General features: G+C 69.5%; 12 protein-coding genes and 2 pseudogenes. 7 read left to right on the top strand and 7 right to left on the bottom strand.

Annotated features, from left to right (window positions below; translation table 11 throughout):
- The 4 genes and pseudogenes from ACIBK3_RS10540 to glgB form a co-directional block, all read left to right on the top strand.
- A pseudogene (locus ACIBK3_RS10540) lies at positions 1-603 on the top strand (alpha-1,4-glucan--maltose-1-phosphate maltosyltransferase); the annotation flags it as partial.
- A complete protein-coding gene (gene treS, locus ACIBK3_RS10535; RefSeq protein ID WP_399363906.1) occupies positions 600-2,300 on the top strand; it encodes a maltose alpha-D-glucosyltransferase in 1,701 nt (566 codons plus the stop codon). The pseudogene ACIBK3_RS10540 and the gene treS, both read left to right, overlap by 4 nt.
- Positions 2,301-2,405: 105 nt before the next feature.
- A complete protein-coding gene (locus tag ACIBK3_RS10530) occupies positions 2,406-3,803 on the top strand; it encodes a maltokinase (protein WP_399363904.1) in 1,398 nt (465 codons plus the stop codon).
- A 33-nt stretch (positions 3,804-3,836) separates the two neighbouring features.
- Positions 3,837-6,860, top strand: coding sequence for a 1,4-alpha-glucan branching enzyme (glgB, locus tag ACIBK3_RS10525; RefSeq protein WP_399363902.1), 3,024 nt, complete (start codon positions 3,837-3,839; stop codon positions 6,858-6,860).
- A gap of 47 nt (positions 6,861-6,907) precedes the next feature.
- On the opposite strand, the gene ACIBK3_RS10520 is transcribed toward glgB, so the two are convergent.
- From ACIBK3_RS10520 to ACIBK3_RS10500, 5 genes are all read right to left on the bottom strand, one after another.
- A complete protein-coding gene (locus ACIBK3_RS10520) occupies positions 6,908-9,160 on the bottom strand; it encodes a HelD family protein (protein ID WP_399363900.1) in 2,253 nt (750 codons plus the stop codon).
- A gap of 176 nt (positions 9,161-9,336) precedes the next feature.
- Positions 9,337-9,651 (bottom strand): thioredoxin family protein, encoded by a 315-nt coding sequence (locus tag ACIBK3_RS10515; RefSeq protein WP_399364010.1) that lies wholly within the window; start codon positions 9,649-9,651, stop codon positions 9,337-9,339.
- A gap of 14 nt (positions 9,652-9,665) precedes the next feature.
- Complete coding sequence (locus ACIBK3_RS10510; RefSeq protein WP_399363898.1) at positions 9,666-10,094, bottom strand: MerR family transcriptional regulator; 429 nt, start codon at positions 10,092-10,094, stop codon at positions 9,666-9,668.
- Positions 10,095-10,152: 58 nt separating this feature from the next.
- Positions 10,153-10,917, bottom strand: coding sequence for a DUF2127 domain-containing protein (locus ACIBK3_RS10505; RefSeq protein ID WP_399363896.1), 765 nt, complete (start codon positions 10,915-10,917; stop codon positions 10,153-10,155).
- A 599-nt stretch (positions 10,918-11,516) separates the two neighbouring features.
- Complete coding sequence (locus ACIBK3_RS10500; RefSeq protein ID WP_399364008.1) at positions 11,517-12,941, bottom strand: cation:dicarboxylate symporter family transporter; 1,425 nt, start codon at positions 12,939-12,941, stop codon at positions 11,517-11,519.
- A 238-nt stretch (positions 12,942-13,179) separates the two neighbouring features.
- Here ACIBK3_RS10500 and ACIBK3_RS10495 point away from each other — a divergent pair, with 238 nt between their 5' ends.
- From ACIBK3_RS10495 to ACIBK3_RS10485, 3 genes and pseudogenes are all read left to right on the top strand, one after another.
- The gene (locus ACIBK3_RS10495; protein ID WP_399363894.1) at positions 13,180-14,853 is read left to right on the top strand and encodes an ATP-binding protein; all 1,674 of its coding nucleotides are present in this window, start codon (positions 13,180-13,182) and stop codon (positions 14,851-14,853) included.
- Positions 14,850-15,560 carry a response regulator gene (locus ACIBK3_RS10490; RefSeq protein WP_399363892.1) on the top strand — a complete coding sequence of 237 codons (711 nt, stop codon included), beginning with the start codon at positions 14,850-14,852 and terminating at the stop codon, positions 15,558-15,560. The genes ACIBK3_RS10495 and ACIBK3_RS10490 overlap by 4 nt, the downstream gene beginning before the upstream one ends.
- Positions 15,561-15,591: 31 nt before the next feature.
- Positions 15,592-15,687 (top strand): annotated as a pseudogene (locus tag ACIBK3_RS10485) (integrase); the annotation flags it as partial.
- A 403-nt stretch (positions 15,688-16,090) separates the two neighbouring features.
- On the opposite strand, the gene ACIBK3_RS10480 reads toward ACIBK3_RS10485, so the two are convergent.
- Together ACIBK3_RS10480 and ACIBK3_RS10475 are read right to left on the bottom strand one after the other, a co-directional pair.
- Positions 16,091-16,480, bottom strand: coding sequence for a hypothetical protein (locus ACIBK3_RS10480; RefSeq protein ID WP_399363890.1), 390 nt, complete (start codon positions 16,478-16,480; stop codon positions 16,091-16,093).
- A 25-nt stretch (positions 16,481-16,505) separates the two neighbouring features.
- Complete coding sequence (locus ACIBK3_RS10475) at positions 16,506-17,807, bottom strand: DNRLRE domain-containing protein (protein ID WP_399363888.1); 1,302 nt, start codon at positions 17,805-17,807, stop codon at positions 16,506-16,508.
- Positions 17,808-18,044: the final 237 nt, after the last annotated feature.

The raw sequence follows: 18,044 nt of genomic DNA, 5'->3' as shown, positions 1-18,044 counted from the left end.
CGCGCGGTCCTGGCGGCCACCCTCTCCCCGACCTGGGGTGTCTACAGCGGCTACGAACTGTGCGAGAACACCCCGCTCAGGGAGGGCAGCGAGGAGTACCTCGACTCGGAGAAGTACCAGCTCAAACCCCGCGACTGGGACACCGCCGAACGCGAGGGCCGCACCATCGCCCCCCTCATCGCCCGGCTCAACGCGATCCGGCGGGCGAACCCGGCCCTGCGGCAGCTGCGTGATCTCCACTTCCACCAGGCGGACAAGGAAGCGGTGATCGCATACTCGAAGCGAAGCGGTTCGAACACGGTTCTGGTGGTCGCGAACCTCGACTTCCACCACACCCAGGAGGCCACGGTCTCGTTGAACATGCCGCAACTCGGCCTGGAATGGCACGAGTCGGTGCCGGTGCGCGACGAGCTCACCGGTGAGACCTATCACTGGGGCAGGGCCAATTATGTGCGGCTTCGGCCTGGCGGGGCACATGTGCTTACGGTCGGCCGGGGGCCCGAGGGCCACGCGGCGGAATCCGCCGACGTGGCGTCCTCGGACGAGCACAGCACCGTCCTGCGACCGTCCACCCCGCAGATCGGAGGGTCACCCACAACATGATCGTCAATGAGCCCGTCCAGGACACCTTCGAGGACACCCCCGCGAAAGACCGGGACCCGGAGTGGTTCAAACGCGCCGTCTTCTACGAGGTCCTCGTCCGTTCCTTCCAGGACAGCGACGGCGACGGCGTGGGCGACCTCAAGGGCCTGACCGCCAAGCTCGACTACCTGCAGTGGCTGGGCATCGACTGCCTGTGGCTGCCGCCTTTCTTCAAGTCCCCCCTGAAAGACGGCGGCTACGACGTCTCGGACTACACCGCCGTCCTGCCGGAGTTCGGTGACCTCGCCGACTTCGTGGAGTTCGTCGACGCCGCCCACAACCGCGGCATGCGCGTGATCATCGACTTCGTCATGAACCACACCAGCGACCAGCACCCGTGGTTCCAGGAGTCCCGCACCAACCCCGACGGCCCCTACGGCGACTACTACATGTGGGCCGACGACGACAAGCAGTACCAGGACGCCCGGATCATCTTCGTCGACACCGAGGCCTCCAACTGGACCTTCGATCCGGTGCGCAAGCAGTATTTCTGGCACCGCTTCTTCTCCCACCAGCCGGACCTCAACTACGAGAACCCGGCGGTCCAGGAGGAGATGATCTCCGCGCTGCGGTTCTGGCTGGACCTCGGCATCGACGGGTTCCGCCTCGACGCGGTGCCCTACCTCTACCAGGAGGAGGGCACCAACTGCGAGAACCTGCCCGCCACCCACGAGTTCCTCAAACGGGTCCGCAAGGAGATCGACGCCTCCTATCCGGACACCGTGGTGCTGGCGGAGGCGAACCAGTGGCCGGAAGACGTCGTCGACTACTTCGGCGACTTCGAGAGCGGCGGCGACGAATGCCACATGGCGTTCCACTTCCCGGTCATGCCGCGGATCTTCATGGCGGTACGGCGGGAATCCCGCTACCCCGTCTCGGAAATCCTCGCCAAGACCCCGGCCATCCCGTCGAACTGCCAGTGGGGCATCTTCCTGCGCAACCACGACGAGCTGACCCTGGAAATGGTCACCGACGAGGAACGCGACTACATGTGGGCCGAGTACGCCAAGGACCCCCGCATGCGCGCCAACATCGGCATCCGCCGGCGGCTCGCCCCTCTCCTCGACAACGACCGCAACCAGATCGAGCTGTTCACCGCCCTGCTGCTGTCCCTGCCGGGCTCGCCGATCCTGTACTACGGCGACGAGATCGGCATGGGCGACAACATCTGGCTCGGCGACCGCGACGCCGTCCGCACCCCGATGCAGTGGACACCGGACCGCAACGCGGGATTCTCGTCGTGCGACCCGGGGCGGCTGTACCTGCCCACGATCATGGACCCGGTCTACGGCTACCAGGTCACGAACGTCGAGGCGTCCATGGCCTCGCCGTCCTCGCTGCTGCACTGGACCCGGCGCATGATCGAGATCCGCAAGCAGAACCACGCCTTCGGCCTCGGCTCCTACACGGAACTCCCCTCGTCCAACCCGGCCGTCATTGCTTTCCTGCGGGAGTACGAGGACGATCTCGTTCTGTGCGTGAACAACTTCTCCCGGTTCGCGCAGCCGACGGAGCTGGATCTCAGCGCGTTCGAGGGGCGGCACCCGGTGGAGCTCTTCGGCGGGGTGCGTTTCCCGGCCATCGGTGAACTGCCGTATCTGCTGACCCTCGGCGGCCACGGCTTCTACTGGTTCCGGCTGCGCAAAGACACCGCGTAGGAGCGTGAAAAGCCCGCCTTGACCCCGGGCGGGGCGGTTTCCTCCGCCCCGCCCGGGGCACGCATCAGTAACACCCCGCCCACCCCGGGGAAAGGACGCGACGCCATGTCGGAAGCCGTCATCCGTACCGCCACCGCCAGCCCCGGCAACCCCGGCCTCCTTGCGTCACTGGATCCACTGCTGCGGGAGTGGCTGCCGCGGCAGCGCTGGTTCGCGGGCAAGGGGCGTCCGATCACCGGATTCTCGCTGGTGGCGGCCACCGAGCTGCTCCCTGCCACGGCCAAGCTCGGTCTCTACCACCTGCTGGTGCGCGCCCACCAGCCGCCCGGCCCGGGCGCCCCGCCGCACCCGGGCGACTGCTACCAGCTCTTCATAGGCGTGCGCGAGGCGCTGCCGCCCCGGCTCGCGCCCGCGCTGATCGGACACGTCGACGAGGGCCCGCTGGCCGGACACACGGTCTACGAGGCCCTGCACGACGCCCGGCCCGCCGAACTGCTCCTGGAAGCCGTACGCACCCAGGCACGCATCGGCGGGCTGCGCTTCGAACGGGACCCGCACCAGGAGATCCGCGACGGGCTGGTGCCCCGCCTGACGACCGGCGAGCAGTCGAACTCGTCGATCGTCTATGGAGATACGTTCATCCTCAAGCTGTTGCGCCGGGTCCTGCCCGGCGTCAATCCCGACCTGGAACTGCCGCTGGCGCTGGCCCGCGAGGGCTGCACCAGGGTGCCCGCGCCGACGGGGTGGCTGCGGGCGGAGCTGTCCGGTGACTCGTACGTCCTCGGCGTGCTCCAGCCCTTCGTACAGGGTGCGAGCGACGGCTGGGAGCTGGCGCTGCGGGAACTGGCCAAGGGCGAGGACTTCAGCGCGGAGGCACGGGCGCTCGGGCGGGCCACCGCCGAGGTGCACACGGCCCTCGCCCGCGCACTGCCGACAGTGACCCTCGGCCACGCCCAGCTGCACCTCCTGGTCGACGGCATGACCGAGCGCCTGGAGGCGGCCACCCAGGCGGTGCCCGCGCTCCGGCCGTACGCCCCCGCGCTGCACTCCGCGTTCACCGCGCTGGCCGACCTGGCCGCCGAGGGCCGTACCTGGACCGCGCAGCGCGTCCACGGCGATCTGCACCTCGGCCAGTGCCTGCGCTCGGCCGCCGGACAGTGGTCGCTGATCGACTTCGAGGGCGAGCCGTCGAAGCCGCTCGCCGAACGCCGGATGCCGCAGCCGCCGGCCCGGGACATCGCGGGGATGCTCCGCTCCTTCGACTACGCGGCCCTCTCCGCCGACCCGCCGGCCCCCGGCTGGGCGGAGGCCTGCCGGGCCGCCTACTGCTCGGGATACGCCGAGGTCAGCGGCGTGGATCCGCGGACCGACCCGGTACTGCTGCGGGCCTGTGAGACTGACAAGGCGATCTACGAGGTCGTCTACGAGGCCCGGCACCGCCCCGACTGGATGGCCGTGCCGATGGCCGCGATAGAGCGTTACGCCACATCCGACCTGATCTGACCGACCAGAGTTTTCGCCGAGGAGGCTCCCCCCGTGACCCCCCGCCCCCCGTCCAGCGGTTCGGATCCGAAGAAGACGGCTGCCGAGCCGGCTGCGAAGAAGGCCACGAAGAGTGTGAAGAAGGCCGTCGAGAAGGTCGAGAAGGCAGTGGCTCCGAAGAAGGCGACGGCCGAGAAGACGACGGCGAAGAAGACGCCGGCGACCAAGGCGACGGCCGCGAAGGAGACGGCCGCCAAGAAAGCGGTGACGAAGAGGGCCGCGGCGAAGAAGGCGGCCCCGGTGAAGGCCGCCCCGGTGAAGGCGGCGGCCAAGAAGGCGACGCCCGCCGCGAAGAAGGCTACGGCGACGAAGACCACCGCTACCAAGGCCACCGCAACCAAGAGCACCGCGACCAAGACCACCGCGAAGACCGCCGCCACCAAGGCCGCTGCGGCAAAGCCGACGGCGAAGAAACCCACCACTAAGGCCGCTGCCACGAAGGCCGCTGCCACGAAGGCGACCGCGAAGAAAGCCACCGTCGCCGTGAAGAAGACCGCGGCCACGAAGACCGCCGCGAAGCGGACTCCCGCGCCCGCGAAGACGGTCACCGCCAAGAAGACCCCCGCAGCCGCGAAGAAGCCTGCCAAGAAGACCCCGGTCGCCACGAAGAAGGCCACCACCGAGAAGACCCCGGTCGCCACGAAGAAGGCCACCACCGAGAAGACCCCGGTCGCCACGAAGAAGGCCCCTGCCAGGAAAGTCACCGCGAAGAAGGTCACCGCCAAGAAGGTCACCGCCAAGAAGGTCACCGCGAAGGAAGTCACGCCGGAGAACCTCGTCGAGCCGACCCCCGTTCCACCGCCGGAGGCCCCCGCGCCCGCCCCCGTCGTCGTCTCCCCCGTCATCGACGCCGATGACCGGGAGCGGCTGATCGCGGGCACGCATCACAACCCGCACGGCGTGCTCGGCGCGCATCCGGTGCCCGGCGGGGTCGCCTTCCGGGCGTTCAGGCCGTACGCGCTGTCCGTGACGGTCGTCACCGCTGATGTGCGGGCCGAGCTGTACAACGACGGGGACGGGTTCTTCTCGGGGCTGCTGCCGCTGCCCGAGGTCCCGGCGTACCGCCTCCTCGTGGCGTACGAGGGGTCGGTGCAGGACACCGAGGACGCGTACGCCTTCCTGCCCGCGCTGGGCGATCTGGACCTGCACCTGATCGGCGAGGGCCGGCACGAGGAGCTGTGGCGGGCGCTCGGGGCGGAGCCGATGACGCACCAGGGCGTGTCCGGGACCCGGTTCACGGTGTGGGCGCCGAACGCGCGGGGCGTGCGGGTGGCCGGCACCTTCAACTTCTGGGACGGCTCGGCGTTCCCGATGCGCTCGCTCGGCGGCACCGGTGTGTGGGAGCTGTTCGTGCCCGGTATCGGCGAGGGCGAGCTGTACAAGTTCGAGATCACCCGCCCCGACGGTTCGAAGACCGTGCGCGCCGACCCGCTTGCCCGCCGTACCGAGGTGCCGCCCGCCACGTCGTCGATCGTGCACGCCTCGCACTACGAGTGGGGCGACGAGGAGTGGCTGGCACGCCGCGGGGACGCCCCCGCGCACGAGGCCCCGTTGTCGATCTACGAGATCCATCTCGCGTCCTGGCGACCGGGGCTGACGTATCGTCAGCTGGCCCAGGAACTCCCCGTGTACGTCAAGGAGATGGGCTTCACCCATGTCGAGCTGATGCCGGTCGCCGAGCACCCCTTCGGCGGCTCCTGGGGCTACCAGGTCACCGGCTTCTACGCCCCGACGGCCCGCCTCGGCACCCCCGACGACTTCAAGTTCCTGGTCGACGCCCTGCACCAGGCCGGGATCGGGGTGCTGATGGACTGGGTGCCCGCGCACTTCCCGCGCGACGACTGGGCGTTGGCGGAGTTCGACGGGCGCCCGCTGTACGAGCACGAGGATCCCCTCCGGTCCGCCCATCCCGACTGGGGCACGCTGGAGTTCGACTACGGCCGGCGCGAGGTGCGAAACTTCCTGGTCGCCAACGCCGTGTACTGGTGCGAGGAGTTCCACATCGACGGCCTGCGGGTGGACGCGGTCGCCTCGATGCTCTACCTCGACTACTCGCGCGAGCCGGGCCAGTGGACGCCGAACGAGCACGGCGGGCGGGAGAACCTGGACGCGGTGGCGTTCCTGCAGGAGATGAACGCCACCGTGTACCGGCGGGTGCCGGGTGTGGTGACGGTCGCGGAGGAGTCCACGGCCTGGGACGGCGTCACCCGCGCCACCCACCACGTGGGCCCGGGCGGGTTCGGCGGCCTCGGCTTCGGCCTGAAGTGGAACATGGGCTGGATGCACGACTCGCTCGACTACATGAGTCACGAGCCGGTGCACCGCAAGTACCACCACGGTGAGATGACGTTCTCGATGGTGTACGCCTACAGCGAGAACTACGTCCTGCCGATCTCGCACGACGAGGTGGTGCACGGCAAGGGTTCACTGGTGTCGAAGATGCCGGGCGACTGGTGGCAGCAGCGCGCCAACCACCGCTCCTATCTCGGCTTCATGTGGGCCCACCCCGGCAAACAACTCCTCTTCATGGGCCAGGAGTTCGCGCAGGGCGCGGAGTGGTCGGAGGCGCGCGGCCCGGACTGGTGGCTGCTGGACCCGGAGTACGGGGCCGAGGCCGACCACCGGGGCGTGCGTGACCTGGTCCGCGACCTCAACACGGTCTACCGCCACACCCCGTCCCTGTGGCAACGGGACGCCGATCCGTCCGGTTTCCAGTGGGTGATCGGTGACGCGGCCGAGGACAACGTCTTCGCGTTCCTGCGCTACGACGCGGACGGCGTCCCCCTGCTGGCGGTGTCCCACTTCTCCCCGGTCGTCCGCCACGACTACCGGCTCGGCGTCCCCGACGACGTCCCCGCCTGGTACGAGGCCCTCAACACGGACGCGGCGCGGTACGGCGGGAGCGACGTCACCAACCCCGACGCCGTCAAGCCGGAAGCAACGGCGTGGCACGGCCGCCCGGCGAGCATCCGCGTGACGCTGCCGCCCCTGGCCACGGTCTGGTTCCGCCCGGCGTAGGGGCTGCCCGTCCCTGAGGGCTCAGCCCTCAGGGACGGGCCCGGCTCTCAGACGTCCTGTTCCCGCACGGACGCGAACGCCTCGGCGAGAGCGGCCGGAAGGGGCTCGGTGTGCAGCACGCCGAGATGTTGGGTCGCCCTCGTCAGGGCGACGTACAGGTCGCTCGTGCCGTACCGGCCGGGTTCGACGACCAGGACGGAGTCGAACTCCAGCCCCTTGGCCTGGCGGGGGTCGAGGAGGACGACGGTCCGGGTGAGGTCGGGTTCGGCGCCCGCCGTCACACCGTCCAGACGGGCGGCCAGCCTCCGGTGCAGTTCGCGCGGTGCGATGACGGCGAGGCGGCCCTCGGCCGGGGTCAGCTCCGCCACCGCCTTGGCGACGGCGCCGGGGAGGTCGTCGGTGGCGCGTGCCCAGGGCCGTTCCCCGGTGGAGCGCACCGAACTCGGCGGTTCGAAGCCCGGGTGCCGGGCGCGCACCACGGCCGCCGCGACGTCCATGATCTCGGCCGGGGTGCGGTAGTTGACCCCGAGGCGGGTGTGCTCCCAGCGGTCCTCGACATACGGTTCGAGGATGCCCGCCCACGAGCCGACGCCGGCCGCCTCCGCGGTCTGCGCGGGGTCGCCGACCAGGGTCATGGAGCGGGTGGGGCTGCGCCGCATCAGCAACCGCCAGGCCATCGGGGACAGTTCCTGGGCCTCGTCGACGATGATGTGCCCGAACGCCCAGGTGCGGTCGGCCGCCGCGCGTTCGGCGGCGCTGCGGTGGTCGTCCTCCTCATGGCGTTCGGCGAACCGTTCGGCGTCGATGATGTCGTGCGCGGACAGCACCTCGGAGGACTCGGGGTCGCCGTCCTCCTTGTCCTCGAACTCGTAGGTACGGGAGGCGTACGACACGTCCAGCACGCCCTGCGCGTACGCGATCTGTGTCTCCCGTTCCCGTTCCGCGCGGGCCCGCGCCACCCGGTCGTCCTCGCCGAGCAGTTCGGCCGCCTCGTCGAGCAGCGGTACGTCCGCCACGGTCCACGCCCGCGTCACCGGGCGGCGGATCGCGGCTGCGTCCTCCTCGCTCACGTACCCCTCGGGTGCGGCGAGGAAGTCCGCGACCAGCCGCTGCGGGGTCAGCCGTGGCCACAACTGCTCGATGGCCGACCAGACTTCACGGTTCTCGGCGAGCTCGTCGCGGATCTGGGTGATGTCGCTGGGGTCGAGCAGGTTGGAGCCGTCGTAGGGGTCGGTGCCGATGCGTTCGGCGACCATGTCGGTGAGCGTGTTGAGGATGTGGCCCTCGAAGTGCTCACGGGCCACGTTGTGCGGGAGCCCGGCGGCCCGGGTCCGCTCGCGCGCCACGTTCACCAGGTCGTCGTCCAGCATGAGGATCTCGCGGTCGTGCTCGATCGCGATCACCGGGTCGGGCAGCGCCTGCCGGTCGCGTACGACGGCGGCGAGGACGTCCGCCATGTCGGCACGGCCCTTCACCGCGGCCGCCTGAGGCGGGTCGGCGGCCGTCGCCTTCACGCCGGGGAAGAGTTCGCCGACCGTGGCCAGCAGGACGCCGGTCTCGCCCAGGGAGGGCAGTACCTCGCCGATGTAGCCGAGGAAGGCGGGGTTGGGGCCGACGATCAGGACGGCCCGCTTGGCGAGCAGTTCCCGGTGTTCGTAGAGGAGGTAGGCGGCCCGGTGCAGGGCGACCGCCGTCTTGCCGGTGCCGGGGCCGCCCTCGACGACCAGCACGCCGCGGTGCGGGGCGCGGATGATCTCGTCCTGCTCGGCCTGGATGGTCTGCACGATGTCGCTCATCCGGCCGGTGCGCGCGGAGTTGAGGGCGGCGAGCAGGACGGCGTCGCCGCTCGGGTCCTCGTGGCCGGTGCGGGTGACGTCGCCGAGGTCGAGGATCTCGTCGTGCAGGGCGGTCACCCTGCGCCCCTCGGTGGTGAGGTGCCGGCGCCGGCGCAGACCCATCGGGGTGTGGCCGGTGGCCAGGTAGAAGGGGCGGGCGACGTCGGCCCGCCAGTCGATGAGGATCGGGGTGCGCTCGGCGTCCTCGGTGCGCAGGCCGATGCGGCCGATGTGGTGGGTGACGCCGGAGGTGAGGTCGAGGCGGCCGAAGCAGAGCGACCCGTCGACCGCGTTCAGCGCCGCCAGCAGCCCCGAGCGCTCGGCGACCAGGATGTCCCGTTCCAGGCGGGCCTGCATGGGCGTGTTGCCCTGGGCGAGCGCGTCCGTGACGGAGACCTCGGTGTCGCCGCGCAGCGCGTCCACGCGCGCGTACAGCCCGTCGATGAATTCCTGCTCGCGCTTCAATTCACGATCTGGAAAGTCGTTGTTTGACAATTCCGCTCCCGCCCGGATATACTGTGGCTACTGAACTTCTTTGCGACCCGATACCGGTGAAGTCGCGAACCATTAAATATACGCAAGGAAATCCCCCGAGCGCAATTGCTCGGGGGATTTCCTCTTTTGGGCGTCAGAGCGTCAGGTCACAGGACGTCCGCCAGTTCCTCCAGCAGCCGTCGCTTCGGCCGCGCCCCCACCATCGCCTTCACCGGCTCGCCGCCCCGGAAGACCATGAAGGTCGGCATCGACAGGACCTGGTACGCGTTCGTGGTCTCCGGGTTGGTGTCCACGTCCAGCTGCACCACCTTCAACCGCTCGCCCTCCTCTTCGGCGACCGCACTGAGCACCGGCCCCATCTGCCGGCACGGCGGACACCAGTCGGCGGTGAACTCCACCAGCACCGGCAGTTCCGCGCCGATCACCTCCGCCTCGAAGTCCGCGTCCGTCACCTCGGCCACACCCGCCGCCTTGATCACCTGAGGTTCCCTCCCAGCTCGCACTGCGGCTCCGGACCACCCGGAGCCAGCGCCCCGACGGCCAGCTCGTCCCGGGCCCGCTCGGCCCGCACCAGCTGCGCCCCGACCTGAGCCCGCACGGCCTGCAACTCGCCGATCAGCGCGTCCAGTTCGTCCAGCTTGCGCCGGTAGACCGCGAGCGAGGCCGGACACGTGTCGCCCTCCGGGTGTCCGGCCCGCAGACACTCCACGAACGGCCGCGTCTCCTCCAGGTCGAACCCGAAGTCCTGCAGCGTCCTGATCTGCCGCAGCAGCTTCAGGTCGTCCTCGTCGTAGACGCGGTATCCGTTGCCGTTCCGCTTCGCGGGCAGCAGCCCCCGTGCCTCGTAGTACCGCAGCGTCCGGGTCGTGGTCCCGGCCCGCGCGGCCAGCTCGCCGATGCGCATACGTAGGAACGTAAGCCTTGACGCCGACGTCAAGGCAACCAAGCCACGGATGTCGCCCCTAGGCAGGCACTCGGGCGGACTCCTCCACCTCCAGCAGGGAGGCGCTCTGCCGCTCCTCCTCGAACGCCCGGCGGCCGCCCCGCAGGCCGAACAGCCGCTTGGCGAGGGCGATGTAGAGGACGGCGAGGACGTTCAGGACCAGTGTAGCGATCTTCAAACCGCTGATGTGCTCGGTGAGTTCGTAGATCTCCAGGGGGAGGAACGCGGCGGTGGCGACGACGGTCAGGTACTCCGCCCAGCGTTTGGCGTACCAGAGACCGACCGCCTCGACCAGTTCGATCAGCGCGTAGGCGAGCAGCAGAACCGCCACCAGCACCAGCGTGGAGTGCCGGTAGCCGAAGATCTTCTGGAAGGTGCCGACGACCGGTGAGTGGTCGAGGTCGTAGTGGAAGTGCCGGAAGACGGGGCGGAAGACGTCCAGGTACTCGTCGAAGAGCCGGCGGACCGCGTCCTGAGAGTTGCTGAACTTCCACACCGCCACCGCGACCAGCACGATGAACACCCCGCGCACGGCCCGCTCGACGGCCAGGAAGCGCAGGATGAACAGGTCGCGCAGTACCTTGCCGCGCGGGACGAGCGGGGCCCGGACGGCCGGCCCGGAGCCGTGCGGGTCGCCGAGGGCGAAGTCACCGCAGCGCAGACAGCGCCAGGCCACGCCCAGCGCGGTCTCGGCGTGCAGCCGCTCCCGCAGCACGGGTTCGTCCGGCGCGTACGTGACGTGCCCACGCCGGGCACAGGTCCGCCGGTCCCAGTCGATCTTCATCGCCCGCATGCCTCCGCATGAGCCTGCCGCACCGGTCGGTCCGGTGCGGCAGGCTAGTGGGGCCGGGTAAGAGTTCGGTGAGTCATCGTGCGGAGGCCGGCTCCCACAGACGCCGACAGAGGCTGACAGACCGGCGACCGGGCGGCTGAGACACGGGGGAGCACTCAGCCGCCCGGAGTCGACGGGCCGGGCCCGGGTTCAGGCTCCGGGCCCGGCCCGGCTGGGGGGATCTGCCGGTCGGGCTTGGGGCGCCTGCCGACCCGGTCGGAGACGGCTGCCGGTCAGGCGCGGAGGGTCGGCGGTCGGGCGAAGGGCCGGCCTCCTGCCTCCTGCCGGTCATGCCCGGCTCCAGGCGCCCGGCCCCACCCGCCTGGGGGCACCCGCCCGTCAGGGCCGGAAGGCCGGCCGGTCCGGCGCGGAAGGCCGGTCGGGTCCGGGTCCAGGGGGCCCGAGCCCATCCGCCCGCCAGGGCCAGAAGGCCGGGCCCCGTCGGGCGTGGGAGCCGGGGCCCACCGGGCGTGAGGGCCCGGACCCACCGGGCGTGGGGCCGGGCCCGCCGGGCGTGGGGCCGGGCCCGCCGGACGCGGCGGCGAGGCCCGTCAGGCCTTGGCCAGTTCCTTCTCGCCGCCCTGTTCGGGAAGCTGCGCGTGGGTGGAGTCGGCGGCATCGTCGGAGCCGTCGTCGAGGAGGGTCTTCTCGTCGAAGGGAATCTCACCGGAGAGCACCTGGTCGACGCGGCCCCGGTCGATCTCCTTGGTCCAGGTCCCGATCAGGATCGTGGCGACGGCGTTGCCCGCGAAGTTCGTCAGGGCGCGGGCCTCGCTCATGAAGCGGTCGATGCCGACGATCAGGCCGATGCCGTCGACCAGCGCGGGCTTGTGCGACTGGAGACCGCCCGCCAGCGTGGCCAGACCCGCGCCGGTCACACCGGCCGCGCCCTTGGAGGCGACGAACAGGAAGAGCAGCAGCGGGATCTGCTCGCCGACCGACATCGGCGTACCCATGGCGTCGGCGATGAACAGGGACGCCATGGTCATGTAGATCATGGTGCCGTCGAGGTTGAAGGAGTAGCCGGTCGGGACGGTGATGCCGACCACCGGCTTGCTGACGCCGAGGTGCTCCATCTTCGCGATGAGCCGCGGCAGCGCGGACTCGGACGACGAGGTGGACAGGATCAGCAGGAACTCGCGGCCCAGGTACTTGAAGAGCGTGAGGATGTTCAGGCCCGCGATCACCCGCAGCAGCGTGCCGAGCACGATGAAGACGAAGAGGAAACAGGTGACGTAGAAGCCGAGCATCAGCACGGCCAGGCTCTTGAGCGCGTCGACGCCGGCCGAACCGACCACCGCCGCCATGGCACCGAAGGCACCGATCGGGGCGGCCCACATCACCATGGCGAGGATGCGGAAGACGAGCCGCTGGATGTGTTCGACACCGCGCAGGACCGGCTGCCCGGCCGGACCCATGGCCTGCAGCGCGAAACCGGCGAGCAGGGCGATCAGCAGTGTCTGCAGCACCTCGCCCTCGGTGAAGGCGGAGACGATCGTCGTCGGGATGATGCCGAGCAGGAACTCGGTGGTGTCCTTGGCCTCGGCGTCGACCTGTGCGTGACCGGCGTTCTTGATCGCGTCGGTCACCGCGAGGCCCGTACCGGGCTCCAGGATGTTGCCGACGACCAGACCGATGGCCAGGGCGACCAGCGACATGATCGTGAAGTAGAGCAGCGCGATACCACCGACCGCGCCGACCTTGGCGGCCTTCCGGACCGAGCCGATGCCCAGCACGATGGTGCAGAAGATGATCGGCGAGATCATCATCTTGATCAGGTTCACGAACCCGGTGCCGATCGGCTTCAGCTCGACGGCGAAGTCAGGTGCGACCAGACCGACGGTGATACCGATGGCGACCGCGACGATCACCGCGATGTAGAGATAGTGCGTGCGGTCCCGCTTGGCTTTGGGTGCGGCAGGTGCCGTATCGGCTGCGCTGGTCACAGCGGCCCTCCTTGACGACGTCGTCGGCATCACCGGCGTGCGGCTCACGTCCGGGGGATGGGGGTTCTCATGGCGTTTCTGTACTGCGGCGTTGTGCGTTTCTGTACTGCGGCGTTGTGCGGTTCTGACTTCCGGCGCCATGCGGTTCTGTAGGGGGTTCCGCAGGGCGGCTCTGCATGGGGGGATGCGGTGACTATCTCCCGTCGTGTGAGGGCGGTCACCCTTCCGTTCATTTAGTTCACAATCAGCCAAGGGGCAGACTGACGACATGCACGTCCGCGTACCGACCCCCCGCAGCCTGGCCGGCCAGCTCTTCGCCATGCAGGCCGTGCTGATAGCGGTGGTCGTCGCCGGGTACGCGCTGTTCACCTACGTCAGCGACCGCAGCCAGGCCGAGGAAGCGGCACGCCGCCAGGCCACGGCGGTGGCCCGCTCGGTGGCCGATTCCCCCTCCGTCCGGGCCGCGATCCGCACCCCCGACCCCTCGGCGGAGCTCCAGCCGTACGCGCTGCAGGTGATGCGCGACACCGAGGTCGACTTCATCACGATCATGAACCCGCAGCGGATCCGCTGGACCCACCCCGTCGAGGACCAGATCGGCCAGAAGTTCCGCGGCCACATCGGCGGCGCGCTGGAAGGCAGGACGTTCACCGAGACGTACTCCGGCACCCTCGGCCCGTCGGTCCGCGCGGTCACCCCGATCGAGGACAACGGCAGGGTCGTGGGCCTGGTCAGCGCCGGCATCAGGGTCAAGGTGATCACCGAGCGGGTCCAGGACCAGCTGACGGCCCTGCTCGGTGTCCCGGCCGGCGCTCTCGCGCTCGGCGCCATCGGCACGTACGTCATCAACGCCCGCCTGCGCCGTCACACGCACAACATGAACGCGAGCGAGCTCAGCCGGATGCACGACTACCACCAGGCCGCGCTGCACGCGGTGCGGGAGGGGCTGCTGATGCTGGACGGGCAGTACCGGGTCGCGCTGATCAACGACGGCGGACGGGAGCTGCTGGGCGTGACCTCGGAGGCGGACGTGGTGGGCCGCTCGGTCGCGGAACTCGCCCTGCCCGCCCCCCTCACCGGGGCGCTGCTGGCGTCCGAGCCGCGGGTGGACGAGGTGCATCTGACGGCGGACCGGGTGCTGGTGATCAACACCTCCCCGGTGTCCGGAGGCGAACGCCGGGGGACGGTGGTGACCCTGCGCGACGTCACCGAACTCCAGGCCCTGATGGGCGAGTTGGACTCGGAGCGCGGCTTCACCCAGGCACTGCGCTCGCAGGCGCACGAGGCGGCGAACCGGCTCCACACGGTCGTCTCCCTGATCGAACTGGGCCGCGCGGAGGAGGCGGTGGAGTTCGCCACCGCCGAACTGGAGCTGGCGCAGGCGCTCACCGACCAGGTGGTGGCCGCGGTGAGCGAGCCGGTGCTGGCGGCCCTGCTGCTGGGCAAGACGGCACAGGCGAACGAGCGGGGCGTGGAGCTGGTGGTGTCGGAGGACAGCCGCCTCGACGACGGGCTGCTGCCGACGTCGCTGTCCTCCCGTGACCTGGTCACCATCCTCGGCAACCTGATCGACAACGCGGTGGACGCGGCGCAGGGGAGCCTGCGGGCGAAGGTGACGGTGACCGCGTACACCGAGGGCGAGGCGAACGGCCGGCTGGTCCTGCGCGTCTCGGACACGGGGGCGGGCGTGGACCCGGCGCACGCGGAGGCGGTGTTCCAGCGGGGCTTCTCGACGAAGCCGGCCGGGCCGGGCGGGCGCGGGCTCGGCCTGGCCCTCGTACGGCAGGCGGTGACCCGGCACGAGGGGACGCTCACGGTGGCGGAGGCCGACGGGGGCGGGGCGGTGTTCGAGGTACGGCTGCCGTTGCGGGACGGAGCCGATGCCGAGCGGGTGTCCGAGGGCGCGGTCCCGGCGGGCCCGGTTTCTGGAGGCGACGCATGACGACGAGCGAGCAGCAGCCGACCATCCGGGTCCTGGTGGTGGAGGACGACCCGGTCGCCGCCGACGCCCACGTCATGTACGTCAACCGGGTCCCCGGCTTCGCGGCCGTCGGCAAGGCGCACACCGGGGCGGAGGCGCGGCGCGCGCTGGAACGTACGGCGGTGGACCTGCTGCTCCTGGACCTGCACCTGCCGGACGTGCACGGCCTGCAACTGGCGCGCTCGCTGCGGGCGGCCGGGCACCTGGCGGACGTCATAGCGGTGACGTCGGCGCGGGATCTGACGGTGGTGCGGGAAGGGGTGTCCCTGGGGGTCGTCCAGTACGTACTGAAGCCGTTCACCTTCGCGACACTGCGGGACCGGCTGGTCAGATACTCCGAGTTCCACGCGGCGGCGGGTGAGGCGAGCGGGCAGGACGAGGTGGACAGAGCCCTGGCGACGCTGCGGGCACCGGGGCCGGCGGCGCTGCCGAAGGGGTTGAGCGGACCGACGCTGGAGCGCGTCACAGGCGCCCTGCGGGAGGCGGAAGAGGGCCTGACGGCTGCCCGGATCGCGGAGGCCGTGGGCATCTCCCGGATAACGGCCCGCCGCTACCTGGAACACCTGGTGGAGGCGGGGCGAGCGGAACGGGCTCCCGTGTACGGGCAGGTGGGGCGGCCGGAGTTGGTGTACCGGTGGGTGCGGGGGGTGGTGGGGCGGGGGCGTTGAGGCGCCGGGCGCGTTCGGTGAGACCCTTGAGGTGGTGCAACTGGCCAGGCTCCGCCGCATCCGGTTCCACGACCTACGCCACTCGGCGGCGACCCTCCTCCTGGAACAGGGCGTCGAACTCGTCGTCATCAAGGAACTCCTCGGCCACTCCCACATCGGCGTCACCGCCACCGTGTACGCCCACGTCTGGCTCCGCCTCCAACGCAACGCCATCAACCTCCTCGGCCACGCCCTCCGCCACCCCCACCGAGAGCACCAGCAAGCCCGACGACGGCAACGAACCACCCCCCTGTGCAACCCCAGCCCGCTGACGTTGCCGTCAACTACTGCCGTCAGACACCGCAGATGCCCCACCGGAACATCATTCCGGTGGGGCATCTGCGGTTATCGCTGGTCGTTATCGATGGGGAATTCTCCCAGTTCGGCGGCCAAGGTTCGCGTCAGAGATGAATTTCCAATTCAGAGAGACGAGGAATTCGCCGAATCGACCTGCAGTTGCTCCACCAATGGGTGGCAATTGATAGATCTCGCTATTTCTTCGAGACCATTGAAATTCCACCGCTCGCAAGGGAGAACATTCGCGCAAAAGCCTTGCGGGTATCCGGGTCTCGATCAATTCGCTCCAACGACTCGAACGTTGCCGGATCAAGATCGATCGTGGCGATTCCGCCAGCTTCCTCGCCATCCGCAGCCGAGAACAACACCAGACACCGGTATGCCCACACAGCCCCTCCGCGCTCCTCGCGCATCAGCGACTGGAGGACGACGGCGCTATCCCTGACCTGGCTGCGGAGCGCATCTACAGAGGACCATCGAGTCGCCCAGCCTCGCCTCTCCGCCTCCAACTGGATCGCGAGCAGCGTATCGAAGCTGATCTGACACACGCGAAAGTCAGGGTCAGTCGAATGAATCAGAGGCATCAGGCACTACTCCGGGTCGTAGACGTCAATACAACCGCTTCCAGCCGTACTTGTCATCCTCATTCGCCGCACGGAGCCCGAAGGACGTGTACGACGAATCATGCAACGCCGCGTACTTCACACCCGCCGTGGCGTCGAACTCCACGTCTCCGGCTGGACAGCTCGCGCTCCCGCCCTTGGCCACGTCGCGCGAATCCAACTGGTCCAACCAGTTGTCGGCCGAACTGTTCCAGGTCGTGCCCGAGTCGAACGACTTCGTCCGCCACAACTGCACCGTCCGCCCATCGCACGACCCGGACCACGTCTCATGCCCGACGAACGTCGCGCTGAGGATCGACTTTCCGGAGAACCGCGAGGTCGGAAACTTGTAGAACAGCCGCTTCACGTCGTACGGCGCGCAGTAGTCCCAACCGCAGTAGCCCACGCCGGCGTCCGAGTCCCCGTTGAACCGCCACTGCGGCGAGGACGCCCAGTACCGCGAGACCATCGTCCACTCCCCCGCCTTCGGGGTGTAGGTCTGTGGGTCGATGTAGACCGGGAACGTCGTCCTGGGATCTGTCAGCATTCCCTGGTCCGGCGTCAGCCGGAGTTCACTGTCATCCGATGCCACCTCGACATCGATCGGCGCTACATTCGCGCCATCCCCAGGTCCGTCTTCGACATTCGCCGCAGTGGAGGCCGCCCCTTCGACGGTCGCACTCCGCACCGTGTGCGCCTGGGTGCCGGATGCCTCCGCCGAGTCCCACATGAGGGGCTGGGCCGCCTCGAAGACAACACCGCCCGCGGCCTGATCCACCGCTGCCAAGCCACCTGAGGCCGTCTCCTGCAAGTCGAGCCCCGGAGAGTCGACGGGCAGCTTCAACTCGGCCAACGCAGGATTCTTTGCTGCTTCCGGGGACTTCACCACCAGCAGTTCACTGAAGCCGTCGGTGATCGAGCGGACCTTCAGGTCCACATCCGGCAGAACGTTCACGTATGTTGCCGTGTCCCCGTCCAGCGTCGGCGCCGATAACGATGTCGGCCACGAGAAAGACAGCTTTCGCCCACCCCTCTCCAACGTCACCAGCGGATCCGACCCGCCCCCGGAAAACGACAACCCCACCGCTGCGGCATTCGGCACCACGCTGCCGTCACTGCGCTTCCTCAAAGTGTTGTCGACCGCTCTCCACGCGCCGTCCATCCGCGTGCGCACCGGCTTCAGGTGCTGCACGGCCTCGAACTGCCCGTCCGGAGTGGCGTACACCTCACCCGACTCGGTGCGCAGGGAAGTGATCTCGACGTTCGAGCCACCGGACTCGGCTGCGGTCGCCGCCGCTTCCTGCGTCACCGCCGACTTGGTTCGTCCGCCCCCCGTGGCAGCGGTCAGCCCGTCTGCTGCACGGGCAGTGCTGCTGACGTCCAGTGACGGCACAACGCCCGCAACGACCGCTGACGCGATCAGTGCGATCAGTGCTCTGCCACCACTACGCCGTCTTCGGGACGCTCTCACATTCCCCCGCTCTCCGACCCCACAGAGCCCCCACCCCGGAGTCACAAGATCTTCAAAAGTGCCGGGAGCTTACCC

This window comes from Streptomyces sp. NPDC050287 (genome assembly GCF_044459385.1).
Taxonomy (GTDB): Bacteria; Actinomycetota; Actinomycetes; order Streptomycetales; family Streptomycetaceae; genus Streptomyces.
The sequence above is the reverse complement of the archived record's forward strand: the minus strand, read 5'-3'. Positions and strand labels throughout refer to the sequence as shown.

Coding starts and splice junctions, on each gene's coding strand:
- ACIBK3_RS10500 (WP_399364008.1), bottom strand. CDS start 12,941: ATGCCGACGACGTCGTCAAGGAGGGCCGCTGTGACCAGCGCAGCCGAT.
- ACIBK3_RS10510 (WP_399363898.1), bottom strand. CDS start 10,094: ATGCGCATCGGCGAGCTGGCCGCGCGGGCCGGGACCACGACCCGGACG.
- ACIBK3_RS10480 (WP_399363890.1), bottom strand. CDS start 16,480: ATGCCTCTGATTCATTCGACTGACCCTGACTTTCGCGTGTGTCAGATC.
- ACIBK3_RS10530 (WP_399363904.1), top strand. CDS start 2,406: ATGTCGGAAGCCGTCATCCGTACCGCCACCGCCAGCCCCGGCAACCCC.
- ACIBK3_RS10505 (WP_399363896.1), bottom strand. CDS start 10,917: ATGAAGATCGACTGGGACCGGCGGACCTGTGCCCGGCGTGGGCACGTC.
- ACIBK3_RS10495 (WP_399363894.1), top strand. CDS start 13,180: ATGCACGTCCGCGTACCGACCCCCCGCAGCCTGGCCGGCCAGCTCTTC.
- treS (WP_399363906.1), top strand. CDS start 600: ATGATCGTCAATGAGCCCGTCCAGGACACCTTCGAGGACACCCCCGCG.
- ACIBK3_RS10490 (WP_399363892.1), top strand. CDS start 14,850: ATGACGACGAGCGAGCAGCAGCCGACCATCCGGGTCCTGGTGGTGGAG.